This is a genomic window from Cellulomonas septica, assembly GCF_012396155.1.
GTDB classification, from domain to species: Bacteria; Actinomycetota; Actinomycetes; order Actinomycetales; family Cellulomonadaceae; genus Cellulomonas; species Cellulomonas septica.
In genome coordinates this window covers 1-6,247 of the sequence record NZ_JAAXOY010000162.1, presented here as the reverse complement: position 1 = coordinate 6,247, position 6,247 = coordinate 1, and the positions used below count along the sequence as shown (strand labels likewise).

Genomic DNA, 6,247 nt, shown 5'->3' with positions numbered 1-6,247 from the left:
CCAGGCACGCGTGCGTGAACGCGTGGCCCGGCTCGATCTCGATCGCCCCGCCCCCCGGGGTCGGGGGCGGACCCGGCCGCGGCGCGCTCACCGTGAACGGCGGGCACGGCGGGTCCGTGATCGTGAGCTCCGCGCCCAGCACCGTGGCGGGACGTGCCGTGAGCGGCTCGACGGGGAGCGCGTCGAGGTCGACGACCGGCGGGCGGGTCAGGGCCCACGCCGCGCACCCGGCCCCGAGCGCGACCACGCCGACGGCGGCCAGGACGGTCGTCGTGCGGCGCATCGTGCTCCTCGGTCCGGGTCGCCCGACCGTAGGCCCCCGGGATCCGCCGCGAGGAGCGTCGAGACGTGCGATCACCCGAGCGGAGCACCCCGGCTCACCCGGGCCGCCCGGGTTGCGTCGTCAGTCGCGGCGCGCGACGAACACCCACTCGCGTCCCGGGCGGTCGGGCGCGTCGCGCACCTCGACGACCGTGAAGCCCGCGTCGGCGAGCGAGGCCGCCACCTCGTCGTGCTCGCGGAAGCGCAGCGTCGAGTCCGACGCCAGCACCGTGCCGTCGGCGAACGCGTACGTGGAGCGGAACGTCACGAGCCCGGGGGAGACGTCGAGCAGGTCGGTCCACGTCTCGACGACCCCCACGCCGGGCACGTCGTCGCGTGACCACGTCCGCTCCCGCACCCAGTCCCGCCATGCCTCGCGCGCCGGCACCCGCGTCTCCAGGACCAGGTGCCCGCCGGGGCGGACCGCGGCGTGCAGGCCGCGCAGCGTCGCGGCCCAGTCGTCGTCGGCGACGAACACCTGCGCGACGTTCCCCGTCATGACCGCGAGGTCGACGGCGAGCGGCGGCAGCGTCGTCGCGTCCCCGTGGAGCCAGCGCACGCGGTCGGCGTCCGGCTTCGCGCGCGCGACGTCGAGCGATGCGGCCGCGGGGTCGACGCCGACGACGTCCACGCCCCGGCGGGCGAGCAGGACCGCGAACGTGCCGGTGCCGCAGCCCACGTCGAGCACCGTCCGGGCGCCGAGCTCGTCGACCAGCGCGGCGTACACGTCGAGGTCGGACCGGTCGGGGTCGAGCGGGTCGTAGAGCGCGGCGAGACGGGGGTCGGTGAAGGCGGCATCGGGCACGACGCGAGGCTACGGGGGTCCCGCACCGTCCGGGCGACGCGCCGTCGCTGCGCACGCGAGGTGGCGCGGGCCTGGATAGCGTGGTCGCAGGGGCGTGCAGCAGGGGGCGTCGCGATCGGCAGCGCAGACGTCCGGGACGCGGCGGGTCGCCCCGTGACGGACCGGAGGACCGATGGTCGACATCCTGCGTGACGTGCTCGTCGCGCTGCTCGTGGCGTGCGTCGCCACGGCGCTCATCCCCGTGGTCGGGGGCATCGTGCTGTACGGCATCGTGCCGTTCCACGCCGTGCGGTCGCACCTGCGCCGGGCGGGGGCCTACCTGCCGCGCGTCGTGGTGCTGATCCCCGCCTGGAACGAGGCGCCCGTGCTCACGGCGTCGCTCGAGCGGCTCATGGGCCTCGAGTACCCGCCCGACCGGTTGCGCGTCTTCGTCATCGACGACGCGAGCACCGACGACACGCCCGCGGTCGTCGGCGCGGTCGCCGAGCGGTTCCCCGGGCAGATCGTCCACCTGCGGCGCGAGCAGGGCGGCCAGGGCAAGGCGCACACGCTCAACCACGGGATCCGGCGGGCGCTCGCGGACGACTGGATGGAGGCGCTCCTCATCATGGACGCCGACGTCGTCTACCGGCCGGACTCGCTGCGCCGCATGACGCGGCACCTCGCGGACCCGCGCGTGGGGGCGGTGTCGGCGTACATCCGCGAGGGCTCGCGGCGGCCGAGCGCGGTCACGCGGTTCATCGGCTACGAGTACGTGACGGGTCAGGCGGCCGCGCGTCGCGCGGAGAACGTCGTGGGGGCGATGGACTGCCTCGCGGGCGGTGCGCAGCTGCACTCGCGCGTCAACATCGAGGCGATCGGCGGGCAGGTCGACACCTCGACGCTGGCCGAGGACACGATGACGACGTTCATGACGCAGCTCGACGGGCGGCTCGTGGTGTTCGACCCGTCGGCGGTCGTGCTCGCGGAGGAGCCGGACTCGGTCACCGGGCTGTGGAAGCAGCGGCTGCGGTGGGGCCGCGGCAACGTCCAGATCTCCAGCCGGTTCCGGCGCATGTGGTTCCGCCCGACCCGGCAGCACCGGCTCGGCTCGTTCCTCTTCGGCTTCATGTGGTTCGCGATCTACCTGCTGCCGTTCTTCATGACGGCGGCGAGCGTGGGCCTCATCGGGCTGTTCCTCATGGACGAGCTCCTCGCGACCTGGATGTTCCAGGCGCTGTGGTGGGCGGCGATCACCGCGTACGTCTTCATCACGGCGACGACGCTCATGCTCGACCGGGAGACGGCGCGGCGGTCGTGGCTCGAGGCGCTGATGTTCCCCGGGCTGGGCTTCCTCGTCATCATGGCCGCCGTGTTCGTGCCCGGGCTCTGGGACGAGCGCATCCCCGCGGCGCTGGACCTCCAGCTGGGGCCGGTCGCGGTCACCGCCTGGACGCTCCTGCTCTATGCGTGGCCGGTGCTGTCGATGGTGTGCGCGTGGGGCCTCAAGCAGCTCGAGCGCGCACCGGGCGGCCGTCGGGCGGTGCGCTTCCTCATCTACCTCGTGGGGTACGGGCCGGTGCTGTGCGCGGTGTCCGCGGACGCCTACCTCAAGGAGTGGCAGGGCGCGGCGCAGGTGTGGGACAAGACCGAGAAGAAGGGCACGGTGGCGGCATGAGCACCCCGACGTCACGCACCGAGGAGGAGCGCGCGGCCTGGTGGGCGACGCTCGCGCCGGACGCGCTCGAGGACGAGATCCGCGTCAACCTGCGGGCCGAGCGGCGGCTCGTGCCGATCGCGCTGGTCGCGGGCGCGCTCACGGTCGTCATCCTGCTGCTACGGGCGTTCCTGGCCTGACGGCGAGCCGACCGGCACGCCGGCTCCGGGCGACGGCGTCCGCGGTGCGGTGCTGGCGGGAAGGGGTGAGGAGGTGCGGCGCGCGGGTGCGCGCGAGGAGCTGAGTCACGGGAGGAGGTCCTCGGGTCGTCCGGGGTGCGCGGCGAGGGCCGTCGGGCCGCGGGCGCGCGAGGTCGTCAGCTCAGCGACAACACACCCGGGACGAGGACATGCGGGCAGGCTAACCGCAGCCCGTCGCCGCGCACCACCCCTGTCCGGCACCCGGTCACCGTCGCGAGCCACGCCTCGCCGCGGCCGTCGCGGGTGCGCCGCGTCGCGTCAGACGCCCAGGACCCAGCGCAGCGTCCGGGCGTTGCGCACCGCGTTCCCGTCGCCGTCGTTGTTGAAGTAGACGAGCACGTCGCGGCCCTGCGCGTCCCACTCGCGCACGCGGTCCGCCCACCACCGCAGGTCGTCGTCGGAGTACGAGCCGCCGTAGAGCCACCGGTGGTCGGGCCCGTGCATCCGGACGTACACGAAGGGCGCGGTCGCGCGCAGCACGCACGGCAGGCCCGCGCCGCTCATGACGCACGACGCGGCGCCGTGCCGCTCGAGGATCGCGAACACGTCGTCGTGCTGCCACGACGGGTGCCGCAGCTCGACGGCGACGCGCACCCACCACGGCAGCGACCCGAGGAACCACTCGAGGCGCGCGTCGTCGCGCTGCTGGTCGGGCGGCAGCTGCACGAGCAGCACCTCGCGCCGGTCACGCAGCGCGTGCCACGAGCGGGCGATCCGGTCGGCCCACACCTCGGGCGCGTAGAGCCGCTTCGCGTGCGTGAGCCCGCGCGACGCCTTGACGGACATCGTGAAGCCGTCGGGCAGGCGGCGGTTCCAGGACGCGAACGTCGCGTCGCGCGGCCAGCGGTAGAACGACGCGTTGAGCTCGACGGTGCCGAACTCCTGCACGTACCGCGCGAGCCGGTCGTGCGGCGGCATCCCCGGCGGGTAGAGCACGCCCTCCCAGTGGTCGTAGGACCAGCCGGACGTTCCGACGCGGATCGTCACGCCGGCCCCCGCGCCGCCGTCAGAGCGTCTTCGCGAAGCAGAGGGACAGCAGGTCGCCGACGTACGGCTGGTACGGCGCGATCGGCCGGTAGCCCTCGTCGACGTAGAGGCGGACGGCCTCGGGCTGACGCACGCCCGTCTGCAGGAGCAGCGACGTCATGCCTGCCGCGCGGGCCTCCGCCTCCAGGGCGCGCATGAGCATGCGTGCGAGGCCGGCGCCGCGGGCGCTGTCGTCGACGAAGAGCTTCTTGACCTCGCCCGCGCCCTCGGGCTGGCCGTCCCGCGGGCCGCGCAGCGCGACGTGGCCGGCGGGCGCGCCGTCGAGCAGCGCGAGCAGGACGACGACGACACCGACGCCCTGGGCCGCGTCGTCGCCGTCGAAGCCGCCCGCGGCGTCCCACATCGGCTGCAGCTCGGGGTAGCGCCAGCCGTTGAACCGGTGCATCGCCCGCCGCAGCTCGAGCGCGCGGGGGTCGTCCCACGCGGTCCGCTCGATCGTCACGCGGCCCTCGTAGCGCGGGGCACGCGCGGCCTGCGGGACCGGGACGAGGTACTTCGCGAAGCAGCGCGAGTCCACGACACCGACGTACTCGCCGTAGTTCTCGATCGGGAGGAAGCCGGCCCGCAGGTACAGACCGATCGCCTCGGGCTGCAGCGGGCCCGTCTCCAGGACGAGGCAGCGCACGTCCTGCGCGGTCGCGAGACGCTCGAGCTCGGTGAGGATCAGGCGCGAGTAGCCGCGGCCCCGGTGCTCGGGCACGACGTACATGCGCTTGACCTCGGCGGTCTGCGGCTCGAGGTCGTCGTACACCGCGTCGACGTCGCGCAGGGCGCCGATCGCGACCGGCTCGCCGTCCGCGTGCAGCAGCACGACACCGACGATGTCGTCGCCCGACATCTCGTGACCGATGTCGTCCTCGCCGTACCGCTCGCGCAGCTCGGCCTGCTGCGCGTCGCGCAGCCGCACCACGTCCGGGTGCTCCCAGGCGACGACGTCGACCGTGACGGCCGGGGCGTCCGCCGTCATCAGCCGACGAGGGCCTTGAGCACCGACGTGAAGAACCGCAGGCCGTCCGTGCCCGTGCGCGGACCCTGGGCACCGTCCGGGCCGAAGCCCGCCTCGACCGCGTGCTCCGGGTGCGGCATGAGCCCGACGACGTTGCCCGCCGCGTTGCTGATGCCCGCGATACCCCGCCGCGACCCGTTCGGGTTCCAACCCTCGTAGCGGAAGACGACGCGACCCTCGCCCTCGAGCTCGTCGAGCGTGCGCTCGTCGGCGACGTACTGGCCGTCCTGGTTCTTCAGCGGGATCGTGATGTGCTCGCCCTGCGCGTAGTCGCTGGTCCACGCGGTGTCCGTGCGCTCGACGGACAGCACCTGCTCGCGGCACACGAAGTGCAGGTGGTCGTTCTTGATCATCGAGCCGGGCAGCAGGTGCGCCTCGGTGAGGACCTGGAAGCCGTTGCAGATGCCCAGGACCGGCAGACCCTTGTGGGCGGCGTCGACGATCTCCCCCATCACCGGCGCGAAGCGGCTGATCGCCCCCGCGCGCAGGTAGTCGCCGTAGGAGAAGCCACCGGGCAGGACGACCGCGTCGACCCCGTGCAGGTCGGCGTCGGCGTGCCACAGCGCGACGGGCTCGCCGCCGGCCAGCCGGACCGCGCGCGCCGCGTCGCGGTCGTCGAGCGTGCCGGGGAAGGTGACGACGCCGATGCGGCTCATCGGGCCGCGACCTCGGCGTCCGTGTCCTCGTACACCGCGACGACGTCCTCGATCACCGGGTTCGACAGCACCTGCTCACCCGCGGCGCGGGCGGCGGCGAGGACCTCGTCCGTCACCGGCCCGTCGACCTCGAGCTCGAACCGCTTGCCCTGGCGGACCGACGAGAACTGCGCGAAGCCGAGGCGCGGCAGCGCACCGGCGACGGCCTTGCCCTGCGGGTCGAGGATCTCGGGCTTCGGCATGACGTCGACGACGACTCGTCCCACGGGGGTGCTCCCTGAGTTCGCGGCGGTGGGGATCGCGGCGAGTCTACCGACCGCCCGCGGCCACCCGGCCCCGCTGTCCGCCAGCCGGAGCCGTCAGAGGGTGCGGTGCGTCCACCCGCCCGCGACGAGCGTGCCGGCGACGGGCATGTCGCGCAGGGCGCCCGCGGTCCTGCCCCGGGCGACCGGGTCGTCGTCGAGCAGCACGAGGTCGGCCGGGTCCCCGACGCGGAGGCCGAGCCAGCGCCCGTCG

At 74.3% G+C, this 6,247-nt stretch carries 8 protein-coding genes; 2 read left to right on the top strand and 6 right to left on the bottom strand.

The genetic code is table 11. The annotated features are described in order from the left end of the window. Positions 1 to 283 (bottom strand): hypothetical protein (locus HGA02_RS08240; protein WP_210728317.1); only part of this gene is annotated, 283 nt, incomplete at its 3' end. Positions 284 to 403: 120 nt separating this feature from the next. After that, complete coding sequence (locus tag HGA02_RS08235; RefSeq protein ID WP_168678616.1) at positions 404 to 1,126, bottom strand: methyltransferase domain-containing protein; 723 nt, start codon at positions 1,124 to 1,126, stop codon at positions 404 to 406. A gap of 172 nt (positions 1,127 to 1,298) precedes the next feature. Between HGA02_RS08235 and HGA02_RS08230 the strand changes: the two genes are divergently transcribed. Both HGA02_RS08230 and HGA02_RS08225 read left to right on the top strand, forming a co-directional pair. Then, positions 1,299 to 2,783: a glycosyltransferase family 2 protein gene (locus tag HGA02_RS08230; RefSeq protein ID WP_168678615.1), complete on the top strand. Its 1,485-nt coding sequence runs from the start codon at positions 1,299 to 1,301 to the stop codon at positions 2,781 to 2,783. Further along, positions 2,780 to 2,962, top strand: a complete 183-nt coding sequence (locus tag HGA02_RS08225; protein WP_124342608.1) for a hypothetical protein — start codon at positions 2,780 to 2,782, stop codon at positions 2,960 to 2,962. The genes HGA02_RS08230 and HGA02_RS08225 overlap by 4 nt, the downstream gene beginning before the upstream one ends. 318 nt (positions 2,963 to 3,280) lie before the next feature. On the opposite strand, the gene HGA02_RS08220 is transcribed toward HGA02_RS08225, so the two are convergent. The 4 genes from HGA02_RS08220 to purS are packed head-to-tail and all read right to left on the bottom strand — an operon-like array spanning position 3,281 to position 5,997. After that, entirely contained in the window at positions 3,281 to 4,009 is a 729-nt protein-coding gene (locus HGA02_RS08220; RefSeq protein WP_168678614.1) for a DUF72 domain-containing protein, read from the bottom strand. 19 nt (positions 4,010 to 4,028) lie between these two features. Further along, positions 4,029 to 5,036: a GNAT family N-acetyltransferase gene (locus tag HGA02_RS08215; protein WP_168678613.1), complete on the bottom strand. Its 1,008-nt coding sequence runs from the start codon at positions 5,034 to 5,036 to the stop codon at positions 4,029 to 4,031. Continuing rightward, positions 5,036 to 5,731 carry a phosphoribosylformylglycinamidine synthase subunit PurQ gene (purQ, locus tag HGA02_RS08210; RefSeq protein ID WP_168678612.1) on the bottom strand — a complete coding sequence of 232 codons (696 nt, stop codon included), beginning with the start codon at positions 5,729 to 5,731 and terminating at the stop codon, positions 5,036 to 5,038. The genes HGA02_RS08215 and purQ overlap by 1 nt, the downstream gene beginning before the upstream one ends. After that, positions 5,728 to 5,997, bottom strand: coding sequence for a phosphoribosylformylglycinamidine synthase subunit PurS (purS, locus tag HGA02_RS08205; RefSeq protein WP_168678611.1), 270 nt, complete (start codon positions 5,995 to 5,997; stop codon positions 5,728 to 5,730). The genes purQ and purS overlap by 4 nt, the downstream gene beginning before the upstream one ends. Positions 5,998 to 6,247: the final 250 nt, after the last annotated feature.

Excerpts from the sequence above, each read along its gene's own strand:
- HGA02_RS08230 (WP_168678615.1), top strand. The coding sequence starts at position 1,299 with ATGGTCGACATCCTGCGTGACGTGCTCGTCGCGCTGCTCGTGGCGTGC.
- HGA02_RS08225 (WP_124342608.1), top strand. The coding sequence starts at position 2,780 with ATGAGCACCCCGACGTCACGCACCGAGGAGGAGCGCGCGGCCTGGTGG.
- HGA02_RS08215 (WP_168678613.1), bottom strand. The coding sequence starts at position 5,036 with ATGACGGCGGACGCCCCGGCCGTCACGGTCGACGTCGTCGCCTGGGAG.
- purQ (WP_168678612.1), bottom strand. The coding sequence starts at position 5,731 with ATGAGCCGCATCGGCGTCGTCACCTTCCCCGGCACGCTCGACGACCGC.